Genomic DNA, 21,798 nt, shown 5'->3' on the forward strand with positions numbered 1-21,798 from the left:
AAGAGCCTCGCTCGCACTTAATACTATGAGGATGGCTTATGTGCTGATGATAGCCATTCTCATCGCAAGATGTCCTGTGAAAGAAAATGGGTTAAATAACGCTTCTAAGCCAGGATTCAATATCCTGGGTTGGAATATTATTTTGTACATTCCAGGTTTCACTCATCGGCCACCACATCCCATCTCCGCGTGCGAAGGCGACGCGATAGCGAAGCATCCGATCGTCCGGCTTCATACGCAGCTGTTCCAGTAGCGTGGGCAGGGTAAATACCTGCCGGGTAAAGGTTCGCTTTGTTACGCGCTCAACGGTGTCCGCCAGTTTTCCATAAGAGGTCGTTTCTCCGGCGACAAAGACCACTTCATTGATTAATCGGGGTTCAAACAAATAAATGGCGGTGGTCAGGCGGCCAATATCCGCAGGTGACGTCACGGTGATTTGCGTATCCCATCTCCCGAGCGCATTGAGGGTATTTTGGGATAAATTGACCACATCGAACGCCGGCTCGAAAAGAAAACTGGTAAACATGCCGGTTGAAATAATCACCCATTCCGTGGCGGTCTGAGCGCGTAATAACGTTCTGACGTCATACTGCTCGTCCCACACGGGTTGGCCGCTACCTTTTCCGACCGCATCGTAATTCACCCCAAATTGCCAGGGAAAATAGCGTTTCACCCTGGCCTCCAGCGCCGCCCGGGTAATTTTTATCTGCGTACCCGCCCCAGCGACAAATCCCATACAGTTGATGATGGTAGCAAAATTCGCAAAGAGGTCTTTTAGCGAGGCTGGCGTACTGGATGCAACGTCGACGGCGATAAATTCCGCCCCCCTGTCGGCCAGTTTTTGATGAGCCGCGGAGCGCAGTTTTCCCCGCGCATCCCACGAGCCGGGCGACACGATAACGCTGATAGCGCCATTCCGTTGAATGACCGCCGGCACCAGCGAGTCGAGCACGGCGGCCCCGAGTTGTCCCGCTCCCAGCACTAATACTTTTTCATCTGTAGCGACATTATGCTCTTCCATTTTGACTCCTTATTCATTTAATCACGGTATTACGAGCTTTGGAGGAAGCTTAGGCCGACGAGCCTGATTCGATAAGTACGCGGGGATAAGTTAGACTGTTCGTAGAAATGGAATAATCACGAGATGCCTTACGGAGAAAGATGGATAAGCTGGAATCAATGCAGGTCTATATGTGTGTGGTGGATACGCATAGTTTCGCCAGAGCGGCGGAGGCGCTTGGGCTGCCGCGCTCTACGGTGTCGCGGGTGATTAAGACGCTTGAAGCATACCTGGGGATTCAGCTTTTACAACGTACGACCCGCAAGCTTAGCGTTACGCCTGACGGCCGCCACTATTATGCCGAGTGCAAAAGGCTTCTGGCTGAGATCGCCACGCTGGAGTCCTCTTTCCCCGGGCGGTCCGCGCGGCCCAGAGGCCGTTTCAAAGTCGGCATGCCGCAGTCCCTTGCGCGGCAGAGTATTATCCCCAGGCTCCCGGCCTTTCTGCAGCAGCATCCTGGTCTGGAGCTGATACTTTGCTCAAGCGATAGCGTGGAGGACATCATTCAGGAAGGGTATGACTGCGCGATCCGCGCGGGCAGGATCGACGATTCAACGACCCTGGTTGCCCGGCCGCTCGCCAACTTTTCTTGGCGGGTTCTGGCCTCTCCGGCCTATATTGCCGCTTATGGTCAGCCGGAAACGCTCGATGATCTGGAAAGGCATCGCGCTATTGGCTATCTGGATCACCGCACCGGCAGAACCATCGAGTGGTTTTTCACGCTTGCTGAGGAGGATTACGCGATCCGCATGAAAGAGACCCTGGTCGTCGATGATACGGACGCCTACATACAGGCCGCAATACAAGGACTTGGGTTAATCCGCGTCGCCAGCTATCTGGCCAGGCCGTACCTGCGCAGCGGCGAGCTGGTTGCCTGTCTGGATAACGTCTCTTGTGCTTTACCGCTTTCGCTGGTTTATCCGCAAAACAGGTACCTTCCTCCTGCGGTTCGCGCGTTTTATGCCTGGAGCAAAGTGGTTTTGCAGCAGGCGGCCGAGGAGGCCTAATTTCGCGGCATGGCTTTTTTATCTGCGCCCAGCCGGCGAGGGCCGCGGAAACGTCTTTATGCTATGACCATCCGTTCGCGGTAGCGCTGAAAATAAAGCTTGCTATCGATCGTCATCTATGTGATTAATAGCAGGTCGATTTACTACACAGATCCAGTAATAAACGGTTTAGTGAAGCAGTTCTCATCTCAAGCGTTATCCATAGATAATCCTTCTTTAGACTCTCCCTATCGTGATTAATTAAGCTCTGTGAAGCGAATAATTTTAAAGTTTTTTGAACCTGCGACAACGATGACGGTCTAAACCCGAGTAGACAGGTTCACAAACCGGCAAACGGCGATAGAGAAGGGGTAGGCCCGGAATCTTCCGTTTAGCGTGCAAAAGTGCATAAGAGATAGCGTTATCCCAATAGCACAAGATTATTTTATTGAAATCTACCGAACATTACGTGCCCTAGGGCAAACTAAGAAACGAACAACATTAAAAAATCGCTGGTGCAGTAATAGAATTCAGTCTGAAGTGCGCTTCAGAGGTATCTATAAGCAGTAATGACAATGATGTCATTGTTATTCTCAACCATTCAGAGCAGCGTTTTCACGCTGTTACAGAAAAGCCGGGAAGGCGTTTTCTGTGAAATATGGCTAAATGTCCCTGCGGTAGAGAATGTTGTAGCAAAAAGAGGCTAACATCATGATTGACCACATTCATTTCAGATGCCCATGCTGTCATGGGTCGCAGTACAGAACATCCACCTACGATGTTTCTGAAAAAAATCCGTTTGGCGCGAAATGCATTTTTTGTAAATCCGCGATGATTACATTCGATAATATCGCAGCGCATATTTCCAGAAACTCAGCATCGCTTGAGTTACGGAAGTAAGATCGGGCCCTCGAAAAGGGCCTTTGATATCTGAATCGTAAGCGTTATTACCATTTCGATCGGGCTGCCTGCGGGCAGCTTTTTAGTTTGTTTAAATTTAAATCAGGCCGGACTTTTCTTGTCTTTGCAGATGTGAGTAAATGCGTAGTCACGCAATTCTTACGGAAATCTTGTTGCGTTCTATAATTTTTAAACCAGAACTAATCAGGTATTTCTATGCATATCCTACCGCCCGTCCGCCCGGAAGAGAGTATCCAGCGTTTAACGGCGCTCCTGACGCCAATAGCCGAAAAAATGATCGTCGTGCCGCGAAAACGTATGACCTGGACGCATAAAAATCAACCGCAGCTGTACCTTTTCCTCAACGGAGAGCTTTCTATCCTCAGAGCCTCGGACGGTCTGCTGATTGTCACGGTTTACCACCCGCATCTGTTTGGTATTGCCGAGATGATCCAGCCGGTACGCGGCCATCAGCTGCGGGCGGAAACCGAGTCGACAATACTGCGCGTTGATGCGCAAAAGGCGATGGAAACCTTTCGCCAGCATGGCGTCTGGGAAGATGTCGCCTCATTGTTGTCGTACCACACGGCTTATCTTTTCTATCGTGATGCATTAGTCGTCCAGCAGCGGACCTACGCCGTTATTCGCAACCATTTGCAGGAGATGGGGCAGCTTCCCGAAGAGACGCGGATGCGCATATCTATTCTGGATTATATTCAGGAGCGTACCCACTTATCACGTAGCAGTGTATTAAACGTATTATCGGCGTTAAAAAGTGGTAACTATATTACGTTTAAACGCGGGGGGTATTTGATTGGCGTGAATAAATTACCCGAGCGGTTTTAAGTCTGGCGGGTTGTCCAAAATTAAATAAGAAAACGATTATCAGCGCGGCGTTAATATTTTATTGTAGGCCCACTTAATTTTTGACGATGACATTTATTCGACAACGGGTCGACAACGAGATGATTATGAAAAAGACGCTTATTACGTTAATTATTGCTCATGCTTTTACGGCGACGGCCGCTTTTGCTGCTGCGGAGACAGGAACCTGGTACGCGGGATCTAAATTTGGCTGGTCGCACTACGGCGATTCCAGCACCGATCGGCAAGTCGATGTCGACCGCGATAACGTCGGCGGCGGTGTGTTTACCGGCTATCAGATTAACCCCTGGCTGGCGGTTGAAGGTGGCTATGACTATTTAGGCAATATGGGCATCAATGGTCGCCATGGCGCATCCGGTTCGCAAATGAAAAGTCAGGGGCTACAGCTTTCGTTGAAGGCCAGCTATAGCCTGACCAGCGACTGGGATCTTTACGGCCGGGCAGGGCTGATGGGCTATCGCGCGGAATCCGATGTGAATGGAAAAAATCGATTTGATACCGGCGTGCGCCCGGTACTGGCTTTCGGTACCGAATATGCCTTTAATGACAGATGGTCGGGACGTCTGGAGTACCAGTGGGTCAACAATGTGGGTAACGAAAATCAAATTGGCGTGAGCAGCGACGTTAGCTCCATGATGGCGGGCATCAGTTACCGTTTTGGGCAATAAAAGCATCGTCCCGGAAGGAGCCTCCTTTGAATAAAAGGGGCTCTTTATCTGCTGGTAGTAGACCTATGGTCATAATGACAGTATATAATGGGTCGTCATGGCACCTGAGAAAAGTGTGATCGCGATCAATGTTGATAATCGCCAATGCCCTTAAATATGACACAGGGAAAATAAATGTAATAAATTAATGGTGATTTTTATGGCGATTAAGGATTTCTTTATACAAACAACACCCGCCCGACGTCGTTATGGCGTAGCGCTATTTGTCGGGGTGATTACCGGAATTATGTCGGCATTTGTTAAATGGGGGGCTGAAGTTCCATTACCGCCGCGTACTTTCTCCGGCGGCAGAGATGAGTTTAACCCGCCTTATCTTTTCTTACGCGACTATCTGGGAATTGACCCAACGCATACGGTATATACTTTCTCCGAACACATCATCAATCCGGTGATGGTCACACATATTATATTCTCGCTGGTGTTTGCCGTTGGCTATTGTGTCGTCGCGGAAGTCTTTCCGAAAGTGAAATTATGGCAGGGAGCATGGGCGGGGATTGTCGCCACCATCGCCGTTCACTGGATCTCATTTCCGCTACTGGGGCTGACGCCTTCTTTATTGAATATTCCTGCCGATGAGTATATTTCGGAATTGCTGGGGCATATTTTTTGGTTCTGGGCCATTGAGATGATTCGTCGCGATCTTCGTAACCGCATTACCCATGAACCTGACGCCGAAGTACCTCTTGACGCGCCGTTCAGATAATTCATCTCCAAAGAACCCGTGCTGTCGCGGGTTCTTTTGGCCGGGCAGCAAAGAGATTACAGCAGCGTATTCAGGGCGAAGTTAAGGATCTTCTCACCATCAAATGAGGCATAGGGCAAGCTTTCAATAACGGCAATGTCTTGTGGTGCATGCGGTGCGCGAGTGAACTGCTCGACCTTATACTGGATATGCGGGGCAACCAGCACGGCATCATAAGCCGGAGCGACGCTAAAGAAGTTTTCAACCCCAACGGCGCTGATTAATAAATCCAGTTGCCGATCGTCAGCAATTTTTTGCATTCTACGAGCAATAATCCCTGCCGTTTCGCCAAACAAACAGCATATTAATAGTTTTTTCACGGTTTAACCCTCGGTAAGATACCGCAGCTACATTATTCCTCCCTCGGCAACGAAAATGCGCGATGTATCAATATTCCAGGTTAATTTATGCGGATATTTTTATTCTGCTGGCGAGCATCACAGGCGCTAAAAACGAATGCCCCTGTGATGCTGTGAATGGCGGGGATAACGCTCAGGCTACTTTTTTTTACGTGAAATCAGGAAGCGATCGCCGGCTCGCGTAAGCTTCGCTCCATTCGTACAGTACTCGATAGCAAAATTAAAAAATTCATCAGAGTCGAGCTCGAAATCCAGTTCGAGTTTAATGGCGTCGCCGGACTGCAGAAGCTGCTTTGCCTGTTCCAGATTGCTGGCTTTAACTGTTCCCATCTCTTCACCTCGTTTTAGCGCTGGTGGCGTCCGGGCTTATCCTACAGGCTTTGTTTTACGATCGCGTGACACGGCTTTTTTGCGCTTTCTGCCGATCGCCCATCGTTACCATCGCTATGCGAATAAGCTGATAGCGATGGTATGGCGTACAATATCAGTCGACGTTATTGAAGTAGTCCCGCGCCGCCGCCTCAACGTTCTTTGCCTCAATGCCGGTTTTCTCGGTGATTGAGGCAATAAACGGCTTGAACTTCTCCGTCATCACGTGCCCTCCGTCCCAATGAGCGACATAAAAGCGGCACTGATAGCGATAAAAGTGGAGAGTTTTGTCTCCTAACGTGTAATACATATGAATCTCCGGTTCAGTATGTCGGGTGGACCACAACAGGCTATGAGCAAAGTACGCATCAACGGATTCTATCCTCCTCCCAATTAGCGGAAATTTCCAGCATGCAGTACAAAACCATCTGTAATACGTACGGGGAAGGCGCCCTATGCAAACCCGGATGCAAAATTCAGCGCAACTTCAACGTCTTCGCATCAATCTCTGACGGGCGACTTGAAAAACTCGGATGAACTATTGATACTGTATATAAATACAGTATTATCACGGGTGAATCTAATATGATGTTTTATCAACCGGTTGAATGGCGAAAGATCGTGTCGATTCCGCTGTTTAGCGACCTTGTTCCCTGCGGCTTTCCCAGCCCCGCGCAGGATTACATTGAGAAGGGGATCGATCTGAATGAGCTTTGTATCAGCCATCCCGCGGCGACCTATTTTGTCATGGCGACGGGCACGTCAATGGTTGATGCCGGCATTTATGAAGGCACGCTGCTGGTGGTGGACCGCGGCCTGAAAGCGAAGCATGGTGATATCATCATCGCCTCCGTCGGCGGCGAGTACACGGTTAAACGCCTCTGTACGCACCCCATCATGCAACTCTTGCCGATGAATCCGGATTTTCCACCCATTGTGCTGCACAACGACGGTGAGGCGCTGGAGATTTTTGGTGTCGTTACTTTCAGTATCAACAGGCTCCGCTGATGTTTGCCCTGGTCGATGTGAATTCATTTTATGCCAGCTGTGAAACGGCCTTTCGCCCTGATTTACGCGGGCGTCCGGTGGTGGTGTTGAGCAACAACGATGGCTGCGTCATCGCCAGGAATCACGAGGCTAAACGGCTGGAGATTCCAATGGGCGCACCCTATTTCAAAGTGAAATCACAGTTTGAGCGCCATCAGGTGGCGGTGTTTAGCAGCAACTATGCCCTATATGGCGATATGTCCCGTCGGGTCATGACAATTCTCGAAGAGCTGGCCCCCGCGGTTTATCAATATTCTATTGATGAAGCGTTCGTGAATTTGACCGGGATCCATCGTTCTGAGGAGCTTGAGTCATTTGGTCGCCATGTGCGTAGTACATTACTCCAGTGTACCGGCCTGACGGTGGGGGTGGGGATCGGGCCGACGAAAACGCTGGCTAAGCTGGCTAATTATGCGGCCAAAAGGTGGCCAAAATTCGAGGGCGTGGTCGATCTCTCCTCACCGGTCAGGCAGAAAAAGCTGCTGGAGAAGGTGGTCGTCGGCGAGGTCTGGGGAGTAGGGCGCCGCATCGCGAAAAAGCTCAATGAGATGGGGATCAACACGGCGCTTCAGCTGGCCGAGACGCCCGCTTCGCTTATCCGAAAACATTTCAGCGTCGTGATGGAGCGCACCGTGCGGGAGCTGAGAGGCGAGCCCTGCCTTGAGCAGGAAGAGTATATGCCGACTAAACAGCAAATTATCTGCTCGCGTTCATTCAGTCAGAAGGTGAGCGAATACGAGTCGATGCGCGAAGCCGTATGCAGCCATGCGGTCCGTGCCGCCGAGAAGCTGCGCGCGGAGCATCAGTTCTGCCGCTATGTTTCCGTTTTTGTGAAGACCAGTCCGTTTGCGGGTAATGAAGTCTATTACGGCAATGATGCCGGCACGGAAATCCACATCCCGACCCAGGATAGCCGGGATATCATCGCGGCGGCGCTAAAATGCCTGGACGCCATCTGGCGAGAGGGATACCGATATCAAAAGTGCGGCGTGATGCTGGGCGATTTCTTTAGCCAGGGGGTGGCGCAGTTAGGCCTGTTTGACGACTATCGGCCGCGCGCGAATAGCGAACGGCTGATGACGGTTCTTGATTCTGTTAACCGACGTGAAAAAGGCCGGCTCTGGTTTGCCGGGCAGGGGATAGAGCGCAGCTGGGAGATGAAGCGGCAGATGCTGTCGCCAGCCTACACCACCCGGCTCAGCGATTTGCTGCGGGTGAAACTGTAGGCTGGCATTAAAGGGGGCGACAACCCCTCAGACATATTGCGCGGCGCTTATTGCAGACCCGCCAGTTCATCTGCGGTCAGCGCGAGCGTTTGCGTTGTACCGCTCTCGGCGGATTGCGCTGCCGCTTCCAGCACCGCCATCACGGCGAGCGCCTCTAATGGCGATACCGGATTGTTGATTTTGCCGGTCAGCGCGTCGCGGACGTGAATATAGTACTGGCGCTGATCGCCTCGTGGCGCGCTGATTTCACTGGCGCGCAGGTCTGCGTCAAACACCACCAGGCTATCGTCGTCCGCGCCCCAGCTTTCGCTGCCCGGAACCACGCCCGCCAGCAGTTGGCTCTCCTGCTGGTCAGCGCGTTGTTTGACGGCGCTGCCTTTATCGCCATGGACGGTAAAGCGCGATACGCCACCCGCGACCAGCATGCTGCAGTGCAAAATCACTTTGTGCTGCGGATAGTTCAGCACCACGTGCGCCCAGTCGTTGATCTCCGCGCCTTCACGCAGAGTGGCGATGTTTCCCTGCACCGACTGCGGCAGGCCGAACAGCTGCAGCGCCTGGTCGATCAGATGCGGGCCTAAATCAAACCACAGGCCGCTGCCCGGTACGTTCTGCTCCCGCCAGCGGACGCGTACTTCCGGGCGGAAGCGGTCAAAATGGGATTCAAAATGTTTCACGTTGCCGATGAGCCCCTGTTCGATAACCTGCTTCACTGCCAGATAATCGCTGTCCCAGCGGCGGTTATGGAACACCGACAGCACCCGCTGTTTCTCTTGCGCGAGCGCAATCAGTTCGCGGGCTTCCTGCATATCAAGAGTAAAGGGTTTGTCGACGACGACGTGCTTACCGGCGTTTAAGGCCAGACGGGCAAGCGGAGCATGGGTTGCGTTAGGAGAGGCGATGACCACCAGATCGATATCCGGATGCTGGATGGCCTCTTCAGGCGATGCGATGACGGTGACGTTTGGCAGGTCACGTTTCACTTTCTCTTCATCGCGCGAGGCGACAATCGCCAGATTCAGGCCGTCGACGGACTGGAGCAGCGGAGCATGAAAAGTTTTGCCGACGAAGCCGTAGCCAATCAGGGCAATATTAATGTTCTTACCGTTAGTCATAAGCATCTCCGCGTTCTTAAGCATCAGCGATAGTGAGTTGTATTGAGCCGTTATCCTTCAGTTCTTCCCATGGCCGGTCAAGAAAGAGCTGATGGATGTCGGCGAGTCCGGCAACCAGCCAGGGCTCGCAGTGGTTGAGTTTCATATGATCGGCCACCAGCCAATGTTCCGCGCTGGCCGCCAGCATGGCGCGCTTAACTTCGGCGTCCGCTTCCTGGCTGGCGCTGAGGCCGAGATCGGCATGGAGCGCGCAGGCGCCGAGAATAGCGATATCCGCCCGATAGCGTTCCAGCAGCGAAACCGTAGCGCTACCGGCAAACAGGCGCTGCTGCATATCCCATTTTCCCCCCAGCAAAATAAGCTGAATATCCGGACGCGCGCTGAAGTGCTGGGCGATATCCAAAGAGGTGGTGATAACCGTCATTGGGCCCTGTATCTGAGCGGCGACGGCCAACACGGTACTCCCCGCGTCAAGGAACAGCGTGGATCCGCTGGGGATTTTCTCCGCCACCATTTTACCTAAGCGCTGCTTGATATCCGGTAGCAGCGTATTCCTGTTCTGGCGATTCATGCTGGAGAGATTGAGCGCGATAGCGCCGCCGTGGTTTTTCTGGGCCAGCCCCTGTTTCTCGAGGTCGCTGAGATCGCGGCGCAGCGTATCTGCAGAAACTTGCAGGTTATCGACCAGCTCACTGATCGTGACCTGGCCTTTTTCGCTAAGAATATCAATTAGATATTTCTGTCTGGCCGTTTTGTGCATAATCTAAACCCGCAAAATGCTGCAATAAATCGCATAATACAGCATTTTGCGCAAAAAGAAATGCGCCGAACGTGATGCCCCACAGAAGGTGACGTTTTGTTGAATGCTTTCGCGGGATGGTTTGCCACTCTCCCATTTCTCCGCAGGGGAGTCCGCCCCTCTGCCAGCCAATAACCGCTGAGAGGAGCAACAAGGCAAGCTATGAATAGTCTAAAATGACACCGAAAAATAACTTGAGTTAATGAGTGTGTTTAGATGAAAATTCAATTCAGCCGTAATAGCGTGGGTTTTTACGATGCTTGATCGTAAGCCAGCTTTAGTGGCGACGCTCCGGCGAGCATAAATATATCCATATGAATGATATAACGTTTTTGCAATATCTCTTTTTTAGTCAAGGCGAGGGAGGGTAATCCACAACGGGGCGGGTCGATTTTAATTAGCCGGGGCTGATTCGCCGCGCCAGAACGCTATTTCTGCTTAAATTTAGTGGGGCGCCAGTTCTCAGGTCGAAAAATAATGTTTATTTATATCGTGTTTTGTAAAACGACGATAGCGGTACTCTGCGTATCGTTAGCTGTCTGGATAATACTTGATTTACTTTCTTCAGCAGGCTAAGTCGATGTTGAATATCGTCATTAAAAATAATAATCAGTTTTTTAATTTAGGATTGCACTTTATATTACAGGGCCTCTTCCCGGAGTACGCATTATCTACGCAATGTGCCGCATCGCTTAATCAACGGATCGTGCAGGATGCTGATGTGGTCGTGCTGGATTTATGCCGCGGAGCAGAATTCGTATGTCATCCCGAGTTGTTAAATCGGAAACCGGGATTGCTGATTGGTTTGGTTGCCAGGCGAAACCGACGGGGAAGAGCCGCTTTGCCGCTCTGTCTGAAAGAGATCGTCTTTGTTGGGCGCGATGAGAAAATCTCTCAGGTTATGGCGAAAATTAAACTCTCATGGATTCTGCCCCCACCGTCAGCGGAAGAAAAATCGGTGTTGCGATGCGAGCGTTGCCCGCAGAGGAAACTATCCCCACAGCAGCGAATTATCGCGGCGGCAATCTATCAGGGGTTAACGGTGAACGCGATTGCCCGAAAACTTTCGCTTTGCAATAAAACGGTTTTTGCACACAAGCGCCAGATTATGTCTAAATTTCATCTACGCAACGATTTAGACCTGCTGCTATTGCTGCGCTATCTGAATAGCGCTAAAGGTCACGGTTAAACTTGCAAAGCGGCAATATCACTCTATTCTTATTTTGCTTACTAAAATGGAGGAAAAAAGTATGTGTACCCATTTGCATGACAACGCTCGTCAATACGCAGAAGAGAAAAAATGAACGGCTCCTGCTAGCCTGCCTTCCCGTCAGCCCAGCGTCTGGCGGCGGCTAATAATGCAGGTTAGACACAGTATTGCAAAGTACATCCACAACCCGCCGCCGGCGGGTTCTTTTTTTCAGGCTCCTCGCTTTTCGCCAGTGAATTCAGCAGCATGCCCTGATTAGCTCTTGCGTAACCGTCGCGTAAGGCTAGACTACGGAAATGTGCATGAGTTAACGGAGGTCCAGTGGACGCCATTAAGGGATCGGAACTGAACGTGCCGGATGCCGTTTTTGCATGGGTGTTCGACGGGCAGGGCGGCGTAAAGCCGTTGGTCGATAGTGACACCATTGATAAAGAGCATCCTTGCTGGCTGCATCTCAACTATACCCATGTTGATAGCGCGGAATGGCTGGCATCAACGCCGCTGCTGCCCAATAACGTGCGCGATGCGCTGGCCGGCGAGAGCACTCGCCCGCGAGTGACGAGAATTGGCGATGGGGCATTAATCACGCTGCGCTGTATTAACGGCAGTACCGATGAGCGCCCGGACCAGCTGGTCGCGATGCGTCTTTATATGGACGAGCGTTTGATTGTCTCCACCCGGCAGCGCAAAGTCCTGGCGCTGGATGATGTGCTCGGCGATTTGCGTGAGGGCAACGGCCCGATTGACGGCGGCGGCTGGCTGGTGGATGTTTGCGATGCGCTAACCGATCACGCCAGCGAGTTTATCGAGCAGCTTCACGACCGGATTATCGATCTGGAAGATGATTTATTGGATCAGCAGGTCCCACCGCGCGGTTTCCTCGCGCTGTTACGTAAACAGCTTATCGTCATGCGCCGCTATATGGCGCCGCAGCGTGATGTGTATGCAAGGCTTGCCAGCGAGCGTCTGCCGTGGATGACGGACGACCATCGGCGACGGATGCAGGATATTGCCGAACGTCTGGGGCGAGGTCTGGATGAGATTGATAGCTGCATCGCCCGCACGGCGATTATGAGCGATGAAATCGCGCAAATTATGCAGGAGTCGCTATCACGTAGAACCTATACGATGTCGCTGATGGCCATGGTTTTTCTACCCAGCACTTTTTTAACCGGACTCTTTGGCGTCAACCTCGGCGGCATTCCCGGCAATAGCTGGCATATGGGTTTTTCTATTTTCTGCATAATGTTAGTCGTTCTCATTGGGGGTGTTACATGGTGGTTGCATCGTAGTAAATGGTTGTAAAGAATCGCCTTTTGGCGCGGTGATGATGATGAAAACCCGGCAATGTTTGAGCGAAATCAATAAACCGTCTACCCATTCAGGGCAATATCTCTCTCGCAGGTGAATGCAACGTCAAGCGATGGGCGTTGCGCTCCATATTGTCTTACTTCCTTTTTTGAATTACTGCATAGCACAATTGATTCGTACGACGCCGACTTTAATGAGTCGGCTTTTTTTTGCGCTCTGTTTCTCAGCTTCTACGCTTAACTGGTGTACCCGCCCATAACCGGGAGTCAATATGCCTATTCATCCGCTGAACTCAATCCCCATTCCGCCGGAACCCAACGATCCTGTACCGGTCCACGATCCCAAACCCCGCCCGCGTCCGTTACCCGACCCACCGCCTGACGATGAGCCGATTAAATTGTCGCATCGGGAGCGGAGATCTGCGACGATACGCGCCAGCAGATTGTCCGCCCCTAAATGTAATGCGAGAAATAATTGTGACCGCTTTTTCAACTCTGAATGTTTTGCCCGCCGCCCAGCTCACTAACCTGAATGAACTAGGGTATCTTTCGATGACCCCAGTTCAGGCGGCGGCTTTGCCGGCGATTCTTGCGGGTAAAGATGTCCGCGTGCAGGCAAAAACCGGCAGCGGTAAAACGGCGGCATTCGGCCTCGGGTTGCTCCAGCACGTTGACGCCTCGCTGTTCCAGACGCAGTCGCTGGTGCTGTGTCCGACCCGCGAACTGGCGGATCAGGTCGCCGGTGAGCTGCGTCGCCTGGCGCGCTTTCTGGCAAATATTAAAATTTTAACCCTCTGCGGCGGCCAGCCTTTTGGCGCCCAGCGCGACTCGCTACAGCACGCGCCGCATATTATCGTCGCCACGCCGGGGCGCTTGCTCGATCACCTGCAAAAGGGCACCGTGTCGTTGGACGCGCTACAAACCCTGGTGATGGACGAAGCGGACCGCATGCTGGATATGGGGTTTAGCGACGCCATTGATGAAGTGATCCGCTTTGCGCCGGCTTCGCGCCAGACGCTGCTGTTTTCCGCCACCTGGCCGGAAGCGATCGCGGCGATTAGCGGCCGCGTGCAGAACAACCCGCAGACCATTGAAATTGATGCTGTTGATGCGCTGCCGGCTATCGAACAGCAGTTTTTTGAAACTTCGCAACACGGTAAAATCACGCTGTTGCAAAAGCTGCTGAGCCAGCATCAGCCCGCTTCCTGCGTGGTGTTCTGCAATACCAAAAAGGATTGTCAGGCCGTCTGCGATTCGCTAAACGCCGCCGGACAGAGCGCTCTGTCGCTGCACGGCGATCTTGAACAGCGCGACCGCGACCAGACGCTGGTGCGCTTTGCTAACGGGAGTTCGCGCGTGCTGGTGGCGACCGACGTTGCCGCCCGCGGGTTAGATATCAAGTCGCTCGAGCTGGTGGTGAACTATGAGCTGGCCTGGGACCCGGAGGTTCACGTGCACCGCATTGGTCGTACCGCTCGCGCCGGTGAAAGCGGTCTGGCGATTAGCCTCTGCGCGCCGGAAGAGGCGCAGCGCGCGAATATTCTTGCCGAAATGCTGCAAATGAAGCTCAACTGGATGAACGGGCCGACGAATAGCACTGTTGTGCCGCTGCAGGCAGAGATGGCCACGCTGTGCATTGATGGCGGTAAAAAAGCGAAGATGCGCGCGGGCGATGTGCTGGGGGCGTTGACCGGTGATATCGGCCTTGATGGCGCGGACATCGGCAAGATTGCCGTTCATCCGGCGCATGTCTACGTAGCCGTGCGCCAGGGCGTAGCGCATAAAGCGTTTAAGCAGCTGCAAAACGGGAAGATTAAAGGTAAGGCCTGCCGGGTTCGTTTGCTGAAATAAGCGCGACAAAGGCGTCTCAGGCGCGCGCCTGAGACGCAAGACGTTATTTTACTTCCACCACGTTCAGGCGCAGTTCATCCAGCTGCGCGTCATCCTCTTCCGGCTGCCAGCCGGCCGGCTGCATCGGGATCTCTTCACGATCGAACGCCAGGTCGCCGCCGTCAATCACCGCAGAACCGTGATGAATGCCTTTAAAATCGAACAGGTTAACGTCGCTAAGATGGGAAGGCACCACGTTCTGCATCGCGCTAAACATGGTTTCGATGCGCCCAGGATAGCGTTTATCCCAGTCGCGTAGCATATCGGCAATCACCTGGCGCTGGAGGTTGGGCTGCGAACCGCACAGGTTACACGGAATGATCGGAAAACCTTTCGCCTGGGAGAAGCGCTCAATATCTTTTTCCCGGCAGTAGGCCAGTGGACGAATCACGATATGTTTACCGTCGTCGCTCATCAGCTTCGGCGGCATACCTTTCATCTTCCCGCCGTAGAACATGTTCAGGAACAGGGTCTGCAGGATATCGTCGCGGTGGTGGCCCAGGGCGATTTTGGTTGCGCCCAGTTCAGAAGCGGTGCGGTAAAGAATGCCGCGGCGCAGACGGGAGCAGAGCGAGCAGGTGGTTTTACCTTCCGGAATTTTTTCTTTAACGATGCCGTAGGTATTTTCTTCAACAATCTTATATTCCACGCCCAGCTGCTCAAGATATTCCGGCAGAATATGCTCCGGGAAGCCCGGCTGTTTTTGATCGAGGTTGACCGCCACCAGCGAGAAAGAGATTGGCGCGCTTTTTTGCAAATTGCGCAAAATCTCCAGCATGGTGTAGCTATCTTTACCGCCGGAGAGGCAAACCATGATGCGGTCGCCTTCTTCAATCATATTAAAATCGGCGATCGCCTCGCCGACGTTACGGCGCAGGCGCTTCTGCAATTTGTCGAGGTTGTATTTTTCTTTCTTGCTAATTTCTTGATTCTGCAGCATTTAATAATGGCTCAATTCATAGTGTGGCATCAGAAGCGCACGCGTTCTGCCAGCATGATTGTGGCATTCTGCTGGTGCGTAGCATGTGGCGTGTATGGTACGGATTAGCGAAGGGAATGTCAGCACATTTAAGGTTAAATAAGCCCGGCGGGGGAAAAGACAAAAAGCCCGCACGGCGGCGGGCAGAGTCGGTTTAACGCACAACCAGCACCGAACATTCCGCATGACGGACAACGGCGGCGGCGTTAGAGCCCAGCAGGTAGGTGGTGATATCGGGACGGTGCGAAGAGATAATCACCAGGTCCGCGGGGAGAGACTTCGCCATAGCAAGGATTTTATCTTTCGGCGAGCCCTCTGAAACGTGAAAATGGATACGGTCTTCGGGGATATTAAACTTTTTCACAATCTCTTTGAGCCGCGATTCCGATTCGGCTTTGAGGTCATCCATCGCCGGCAGCTCTGCGGTGTAGGCCATTCCCAGCGAAGCGTAATAGGGAAGGGAGGGAATGACGGTCAGGAAATGCACCTCGGCATCATCGATTCTGGCTTCAGCTTCAACATGCTTGATAACGCGATCGGTTAATTCTGTATCAGAAATATCGATGGGCACAAGAATCATTCTGTTCATAAAACCTCCTGTTTAAGTAACCACTTAAAGTGTAGGTCATCCAGGCGATTATTGTACATTGCGCGCAATCACACTTTCGTCATCAGGCGCAGCGGCGTTCGGTAAATTTTCCTTTAATGACGCCATCGTAAAAACGGCCTTTAGAAACCACCAGCAGAAAGTCGCGGAAAATGCGCGGCGGGACACCGATATACTGCAGCGTTTGGTTATCGCGAAAGCGGATTTCAAGAATGCCGGCGGATTCATCATAGGCGACGGAGGTGATTCGGGATGATGTTACGGGGTGATGGTGCATGGCGGGCGTCCTCTTACGGCTACGGCAATTCCAGGGAGCAATATATCATTTAACGGACGATTATTTTAAGGTAATCGATATATTGTTTTGCTTTGAATGCAGTCGATCGCCGGGAGGGGAAGACAAAGCCCGCCGTTGCCAGCGGGCCCGGACATTAGAACTGGTAAACCAGACCTAACGCGACGACGTCATCCGTAGAGATGCCGTTGTTAGAATAGAAGCTATCGTCTTCATCCAGCAGGTTGATTTTGTAATCAACGTAGGTAGACATATTACGGTTGAAGTAATAAGTCGCGCCAATGTCGACATATTTAACCAGATCTTTGTCACCGGTATTTCCTGCCGGGTTAGCAGCATTGCCCTGCATAACCAAATCCTTACCCTTAGACTGCAGGTAGGAGATAGCCGGACGCAGACCGAAATCGAACTGGTATTGAGCCGTCACTTCAAAGTTTTGCGTTTTGTTGGCAATAGTATCGCTGTTATTACCATATGGGGTCATATTACGGGTTTCTGAATACATGGTTGCCAGGTAGATATTGTTGGCATCATATTTCAAACCTGCGGTCCAGGCATCGGCTTTATCGCCGCCGGCTGTAGAATAATGGGTCTGCTCATTGGTACGGTCGGAAGAACTATAGGCCGCTGCGATGCTCACGCCCATACCCAGATCGTAGGAGGAGGAGAGGCCAAATCCGTCACCGTTAGAGTTTTTGACGTTGCGACCATTATTGTTGGCGGTGCCTTCTTGATTTTCATCACCGGACTGATTTTCATTTTTACCCTGATACTGCAGGGCGAAGTTCAGGCCGTTAACCAGACCGAAGAAGTCATTGTTACGGTAGGTTGCAACGCCGTTAGCGCGGCCGGTCATAAAGTTATCGGCCTGGGTGTAGGAGTCGCCGCCGAATTCTGGCAGCATATCGGTCCAGCCTTCTACGTCGTACAGTACGCCGTAATTACGGCCATAGTCGAATGAACCGTAGTTAGCGAATTTCAGACCAGCAAATGCCAGACGGGTCCAGGCCTGGTTGTCAGAGCCTTCGGTATTGTTCGCCTGAACGTTATATTCCCACTGACCGTAGCCGGTCAGCTGATCGTTAATCTGGGTTTCGCCTTTGAAGCCAAGACGGACGTAGGATTGATCGCCATCTTTCGATGAATCATCGGAGAAATAATGCAGACCGTCTACCTTGCCATAGAGATCCAGTTTATTTCCGTCTTTATTATAAATTTCAGCAGAATGAGCAGCGCCAGCAGCTAATAATGCTGGAATAACGAGGGCCAGTACTTTTCTTTTCATTTGGACAATCCTTTAACGGTTTTTGTTTTAGCTTCCTCCTGGGAAGTGAACTCATGCTAAAGGAGCAAATAGAGATATGGTAAGTATCAATTGTTACGATATGAGTAAAATCTAAAATAAATAATTCAGATGAAATGATGATAATTATAATGAATGATTTGGTGGGAAATATACAAAATAAAAATTATACATATCGATTTTAGTATCGTATTATCCGCTCGTTATATGCCTTTTATTGTCATTCAAGAATTTATATTACCCTCCGTTCCTGAGAATGGTTTTTATTGAGCGGTAAAGCGACAAGCCCGAATGAATATTCGGGCTTTTTTTATGCGCTGATAAAAACGGCAGCGAATTAGCTTTCGCTGGTGGGTTTTTCCGCCTTACCGGCCAGCTGCGCCAGGAAGTCATAGCGTTTTTGTAGATCCGCGGTCGCATCTTTCCATAGCTGCTCCGCAACTTCCGGCTGCTGCGCGTTCAGGCGACGGAAGCGCTGTTCGTTCAGGAGCGTTTCCGCCAGCGCGTCTGACGGCGGACGGGAGTCCAGCGCCAGCGGAAGTTTACCTTCATCGGCACGACGCGGGTCAAAGCGATACAGCGGCCAGAACCCGGTCGCGGTCAGCTGGCGCATCTGATCGTGGCTTAGCGCCAGATCGTAACCGTGTTCTTCGCAAGGACTGTAGGCAATAATCAGCGACGGCCCCGGATACGCTTCCGCTTCCTGAATCGCTTTTACCGTTTGGTTGAGCTGCGCGCCAAGGGAAATCTGCGCCACATAAACATGACCGTACATCATCATGCTGACCCCAAGGTCTTTGCGCGCCTTGCGCTTGCCGTGCTCGCCAAATTTAGTCACCGCACCCAGCGGGGTAGCCTTCGATGCCTGGCCGCCGGTGTTGGAATAACACTGGGTATCGAGCACCAGAATATTGACGTTTTCGGTCAGGCTCAGCACGTGGTCGAGACCGCCGAAGCCGATATCGTAGGCCCAGCCGTCGCCGCCGATCAGCCAGATAGATTTCTCGACCAGCGCGTCGGCGTCGATTAACAGTTCCTTCGCACCTTCTTCATTTGCCAGCACCTTGCGCAGCTCGGCCACCTGTTGGCGGCGTACCTCAGGCGTTGCCTCCGCGTGCAGCGCATCGTTAAGTTCGGGCGGAAGTTTATCGGCGAACTGCGATAGCAGACGCATGACGCGCTGACGATGCTGATCGACGGTAAGGCGGAAGCCAAGGCCAAATTCGGCATTATCCTCGAACAGCGAGTTGGCCCACGCCGGCCCGCGGCCGTTGGCATCGGTGGTGTACGGCGTGGAAGGGAGATTGCCGCCGTAAATCGATGAACAGCCGGTGGCGTTGGCGATCAGCATCCGGTCGCCGTAGAGCTGAGTCAGTAGCTTGATATACGGCGTTTCGCCGCAGCCGGAGCAGGCGCCGGAGTATTCGAACAGCGGACTGATCAGCTGCGAAGTGCGGATATCGATACGTTCCAGCTTGCTGCGGTCCATTTCCGGCAGATTAAGGAAGTAGTCATAGTTCACTTTCTCTTCTTCGACATGTTCAAGGCGCGACATCATATTGATGGCCTTGATCTCTGGGTTCTGCCGATCTTTTGCCGGACAAACCTCGACGCACAGATTACAGCCGGTGCAATCTTCCGGCGCAACCTGCAGAACGTATTTCTGGCCGCGCATATCGCGGGATTTAACGTCCAGGGAGTGCAGACTGGACGGGGCGCTTTCCATCGCGTCCGGGGAGACCACTTTCGCGCGGATTGCCGAGTGCGGGCAGGCGGCAACGCAGTGGTTGCACTGGGTGCAAAGCTCTTCCTTCCAGATAGGGATCTCTTCAGCGATATTGCGTTTTTCCCAGCGGGTGGTGCCCATTGGCCAGGTACCGTCCGGCGGCAGGGCGGAAACCGGCAGCGCATCGCCGAGTCCGGCCAGCATGGCGGCGGTCACGGTTTTGACGAAATCCGGCGCGGCGTCGGAGACGACCGGCGGGCGGTTCGGGCTGTTGGCATCGACCTGCTGTAACGGCACTTCCGCCAGCGACTCGCGGGCCAGGGCCAGCGCCTGCCAGTTGCGTTCGACCAGTTCCTGGCCTTTACTGCTGTAGCTTTTCGCAATCGCGCCCTGCAGTTCCGCCAGCGCGCTATCGCCCGGCAGGATCTGCGTCAGATGGAAAAACGCCATCTGCATAACGGTGTTGATGCGCGCGCCAAGGCTGCACTCGCGGGCGATTTTGGCCGCGTTAACGATATAAAACCGCGCTTTTTTCTGATTCAGCGTGGCCTGGACTTCCTGCGGCAGGCGCGACCAGACTTCTTCGGCGCTGTATGGGGTATTGAGCAGGAAAATACCGCCGGGCTTCAGGCGCTCAACCATCTGATACTTGTCGATAAACTGTAGCTGGTGGCAGCCGACGAAATCGGCCTGCGAAATAAGATAGGAAGAACGAATCGGCTTCTCGCTGACGCGCAGGTGAGAGACCGTCAGGCCGCCGGCTTTTTTCGAGTCATAGACGAAATAGCCCTGCGAGAACCATGGCGTCGAGTTACCGATAATCTTGATATTGTTTTTGGTGGCCGAGACGCTGCCGTCGCTGCCGAGGCCGTAGAACAGGGCTTCCAGCTTCGCCTCCGACGGTAGGGTATTTTCTACCAGCGGCAGGGAAAGGTTGGTGACGTCATCGTAGATGCCAACGGTAAAGCGCGGCTTGGGTTTGGCGGCGCTCAGTTCGTTGAAAATCGCCAGCACGCACTCCGGTCCGAACTCTTTTGATGAGAGACCGTAGCGGCCGCCAATGGTACGCGGCAGCGTTTCCCGCTCGCCGCGGTTAAAGGCTTCCGCCAGCGCGGTCATCACGTCGAGATACAGCGGTTCAGCCAGGGCGCCCGGTTCTTTGGTGCGATCGAGGACCGCCACGGCGCGGGCGCTTTCCGGCAGAACGTCCAGCAGGTGCGCGGCGGAGAAGGGCCGGTAAAGGCGAACTTTCAGCACGCCGACTTTTTCTCCGCGGCTCAGCAGTTCATCAACCACTTCCTCACAGGTGCCGATTGCGGAGCCCATAATCACGATAACGCGCTCGGCCTGCGGATGTCCGTAGAACTCAAACGGTTTGTACTGACGCCCGGTGGCGGCGGCAAAATCGTTCATCGCCGTTTCAACGTGTTCGTAAACCGCGTCGTACCATGGGTTAGTCGCTTCACGCGACTGGAAGTAGGTGTCCGGATTAGCTGAGGTTCCGCGGATTACCGGATGTTCGGGATTCAGGGCGCGCTGGCGATGTTCATCGATTTTATCCTGCGGCAGCAGGCTGAGAAGAGTATCGTCCGCCAGCGGGGCGATTTTGTTGATTTCGTGCGAGGTGCGGAAACCATCGAAGAAATGTATAAATGGCACCCGGCTTTGCAGCGTAGCGATATGCGAAATCAGCGCAAAATCCTGGGCTTCCTGGACGCTGCTGGCGCAGAGCATCGCGCAGCCGGTCTGGCGCACGGCCATGACGTCCGAGTGATCGCCAAAGATAGAGAGCGCGTGGGTTGCCACGGTGCGCGCGGCGACGTGCAGCACAAACGGCATCAGCTGACCGGCGAGTTTGTACAGCGTCGGGATCATCAGCAGTAAACCCTGCGATGAAGTAAAAGAGGTCGAGAGAGCGCCGGTTTGCAGCGCACCGTGTACGGCGCCAATGGCCCCGGCTTCCGACTGCATTTCGACGACGCGGGGAACATCGCCCCAAACGTTCTTCAGCCCGTTGCCGGCCCAGGCGTCCGCCTGCTCCGCCATGGTGGAGCTGGGCGTAATCGGGTAGATGGCGATAACTTCACTGGTGCGAAACGCGACTGAAGCAACCGCGCCATTACCGTCGATAGTGATCATATCAATACTCACATTGCTAAATGTTTGATAAAAAATGTTTTTATGCCCATTGATACCTTCTGAGCACTCGCTTATCTATTCTGCATTCTGCGCAACCGCTATCGGCGCGATTTCACCGGTAGC

General features: G+C 52.8%; 21 protein-coding genes and 1 pseudogene. 11 read left to right on the top strand and 11 right to left on the bottom strand.

The window, feature by feature from the left end; translation table 11 throughout:
* Positions 1-91: 91 nt before the first annotated feature.
* On the bottom strand, positions 92-1,021 hold the full coding sequence (locus KOSB73_RS14810; RefSeq protein ID WP_098140632.1) for an aromatic alcohol reductase: 930 nt from the start codon (positions 1,019-1,021) through the stop codon (positions 92-94).
* Positions 1,022-1,161: 140 nt separating this feature from the next.
* Between KOSB73_RS14810 and KOSB73_RS14815 the strand changes: the two genes are divergently transcribed.
* The 5 genes from KOSB73_RS14815 to KOSB73_RS14835 all read left to right on the top strand — a co-directional run bounded on the left by KOSB73_RS14815 (position 1,162) and on the right by KOSB73_RS14835 (position 5,262).
* The gene (locus KOSB73_RS14815; protein WP_098140633.1) at positions 1,162-2,067 is read left to right on the top strand and encodes a LysR family transcriptional regulator; all 906 of its coding nucleotides are present in this window, start codon (positions 1,162-1,164) and stop codon (positions 2,065-2,067) included.
* A 690-nt stretch (positions 2,068-2,757) separates the two neighbouring features.
* Positions 2,758-2,946: a cold shock small protein YmcF gene (ymcF, locus tag KOSB73_RS14820; RefSeq protein WP_071830654.1), complete on the top strand. Its 189-nt coding sequence runs from the start codon at positions 2,758-2,760 to the stop codon at positions 2,944-2,946.
* Positions 2,947-3,162: 216 nt separating this feature from the next.
* On the top strand, positions 3,163-3,792 hold the full coding sequence (locus tag KOSB73_RS14825; protein ID WP_004139219.1) for a winged helix-turn-helix transcriptional regulator: 630 nt from the start codon (positions 3,163-3,165) through the stop codon (positions 3,790-3,792).
* Positions 3,793-3,917: 125 nt separating this feature from the next.
* On the top strand, positions 3,918-4,499 hold the full coding sequence (locus tag KOSB73_RS14830) for an outer membrane beta-barrel protein (RefSeq protein WP_024358371.1): 582 nt from the start codon (positions 3,918-3,920) through the stop codon (positions 4,497-4,499).
* A gap of 199 nt (positions 4,500-4,698) precedes the next feature.
* Positions 4,699-5,262 (top strand): YagU family protein, encoded by a 564-nt coding sequence (locus KOSB73_RS14835; protein ID WP_098140795.1) that lies wholly within the window; start codon positions 4,699-4,701, stop codon positions 5,260-5,262.
* A gap of 56 nt (positions 5,263-5,318) precedes the next feature.
* On the opposite strand, the gene KOSB73_RS14840 is transcribed toward KOSB73_RS14835, so the two are convergent.
* The 3 genes from KOSB73_RS14840 to KOSB73_RS14850 form a co-directional block, all read right to left on the bottom strand.
* Positions 5,319-5,621 carry a PTS sugar transporter subunit IIB gene (locus KOSB73_RS14840; protein WP_024358369.1) on the bottom strand — a complete coding sequence of 101 codons (303 nt, stop codon included), beginning with the start codon at positions 5,619-5,621 and terminating at the stop codon, positions 5,319-5,321.
* Between the two features lie 177 nt (positions 5,622-5,798).
* Complete coding sequence (locus KOSB73_RS14845) at positions 5,799-5,990, bottom strand: hypothetical protein (RefSeq protein ID WP_004139207.1); 192 nt, start codon at positions 5,988-5,990, stop codon at positions 5,799-5,801.
* A gap of 154 nt (positions 5,991-6,144) precedes the next feature.
* A complete protein-coding gene (locus tag KOSB73_RS14850) occupies positions 6,145-6,339 on the bottom strand; it encodes a hypothetical protein (RefSeq protein ID WP_014229113.1) in 195 nt (64 codons plus the stop codon).
* Positions 6,340-6,614: 275 nt separating this feature from the next.
* On the opposite strand from KOSB73_RS14850, the gene umuD reads away from it, so the two are divergent.
* Together umuD and umuC are read left to right on the top strand one after the other, a co-directional pair.
* Entirely contained in the window at positions 6,615-7,037 is a 423-nt protein-coding gene (gene umuD / locus KOSB73_RS14855) for a translesion error-prone DNA polymerase V autoproteolytic subunit (RefSeq protein WP_004139203.1), read from the top strand.
* Complete coding sequence (umuC, locus tag KOSB73_RS14860) at positions 7,037-8,302, top strand: translesion error-prone DNA polymerase V subunit UmuC (protein WP_004139201.1); 1,266 nt, start codon at positions 7,037-7,039, stop codon at positions 8,300-8,302. The genes umuD and umuC overlap by 1 nt, the downstream gene beginning before the upstream one ends.
* A 47-nt stretch (positions 8,303-8,349) precedes the next feature.
* Here the strand turns inward: umuC and KOSB73_RS14865 are convergent, their stop codons facing one another.
* The gene (locus tag KOSB73_RS14865; protein ID WP_004139200.1) at positions 8,350-9,441 is read right to left on the bottom strand and encodes an oxidoreductase; all 1,092 of its coding nucleotides are present in this window, start codon (positions 9,439-9,441) and stop codon (positions 8,350-8,352) included.
* The gene (locus KOSB73_RS14870; RefSeq protein WP_064342564.1) at positions 9,434-10,177 is read right to left on the bottom strand and encodes a DeoR/GlpR family DNA-binding transcription regulator; all 744 of its coding nucleotides are present in this window, start codon (positions 10,175-10,177) and stop codon (positions 9,434-9,436) included. The genes KOSB73_RS14865 and KOSB73_RS14870 overlap by 8 nt, the downstream gene beginning before the upstream one ends.
* Before the next feature lie 619 nt (positions 10,178-10,796).
* Between KOSB73_RS14870 and KOSB73_RS14875 the strand changes: the two genes are divergently transcribed.
* The 4 genes and pseudogenes from KOSB73_RS14875 (at position 10,797) to dbpA (ending at position 14,587) form a co-directional block, all read left to right on the top strand.
* Entirely contained in the window at positions 10,797-11,405 is a 609-nt protein-coding gene (locus KOSB73_RS14875) for a helix-turn-helix domain-containing protein (protein WP_098140797.1), read from the top strand.
* A gap of 342 nt (positions 11,406-11,747) precedes the next feature.
* Positions 11,748-12,731 carry a zinc transporter ZntB gene (zntB, locus tag KOSB73_RS14880; protein ID WP_004139195.1) on the top strand — a complete coding sequence of 328 codons (984 nt, stop codon included), beginning with the start codon at positions 11,748-11,750 and terminating at the stop codon, positions 12,729-12,731.
* 277 nt (positions 12,732-13,008) lie between these two features.
* Positions 13,009-13,173 (top strand): annotated as a pseudogene (ynaL, locus tag KOSB73_RS31330) (proline-rich small protein YnaL); the annotation flags it as partial.
* Between the two features lie 40 nt (positions 13,174-13,213).
* Complete coding sequence (gene dbpA, locus KOSB73_RS14890) at positions 13,214-14,587, top strand: ATP-dependent RNA helicase DbpA (RefSeq protein ID WP_004139192.1); 1,374 nt, start codon at positions 13,214-13,216, stop codon at positions 14,585-14,587.
* A gap of 43 nt (positions 14,588-14,630) precedes the next feature.
* On the opposite strand, the gene ttcA is transcribed toward dbpA, so the two are convergent.
* From ttcA to nifJ, 5 genes are all read right to left on the bottom strand, one after another.
* On the bottom strand, positions 14,631-15,566 hold the full coding sequence (gene ttcA / locus KOSB73_RS14895) for a tRNA 2-thiocytidine(32) synthetase TtcA (RefSeq protein ID WP_004139190.1): 936 nt from the start codon (positions 15,564-15,566) through the stop codon (positions 14,631-14,633).
* 193 nt (positions 15,567-15,759) lie between these two features.
* On the bottom strand, positions 15,760-16,194 hold the full coding sequence (uspF, locus tag KOSB73_RS14900; RefSeq protein WP_004121089.1) for a universal stress protein UspF: 435 nt from the start codon (positions 16,192-16,194) through the stop codon (positions 15,760-15,762).
* A gap of 82 nt (positions 16,195-16,276) precedes the next feature.
* Positions 16,277-16,489: a KTSC domain-containing protein gene (locus KOSB73_RS14905; RefSeq protein ID WP_004139189.1), complete on the bottom strand. Its 213-nt coding sequence runs from the start codon at positions 16,487-16,489 to the stop codon at positions 16,277-16,279.
* 154 nt (positions 16,490-16,643) lie between these two features.
* The gene (ompC, locus tag KOSB73_RS14910) at positions 16,644-17,792 is read right to left on the bottom strand and encodes a porin OmpC (RefSeq protein WP_004139187.1); all 1,149 of its coding nucleotides are present in this window, start codon (positions 17,790-17,792) and stop codon (positions 16,644-16,646) included.
* Between the two features lie 355 nt (positions 17,793-18,147).
* Positions 18,148-21,675: a pyruvate:ferredoxin (flavodoxin) oxidoreductase gene (gene nifJ, locus KOSB73_RS14915; protein WP_064410612.1), complete on the bottom strand. Its 3,528-nt coding sequence runs from the start codon at positions 21,673-21,675 to the stop codon at positions 18,148-18,150.
* Positions 21,676-21,798: the final 123 nt, after the last annotated feature.

This window comes from Klebsiella grimontii, from assembly GCF_900200035.1.
Lineage (GTDB): Bacteria > Pseudomonadota > Gammaproteobacteria > Enterobacterales > Enterobacteriaceae > Klebsiella > Klebsiella grimontii.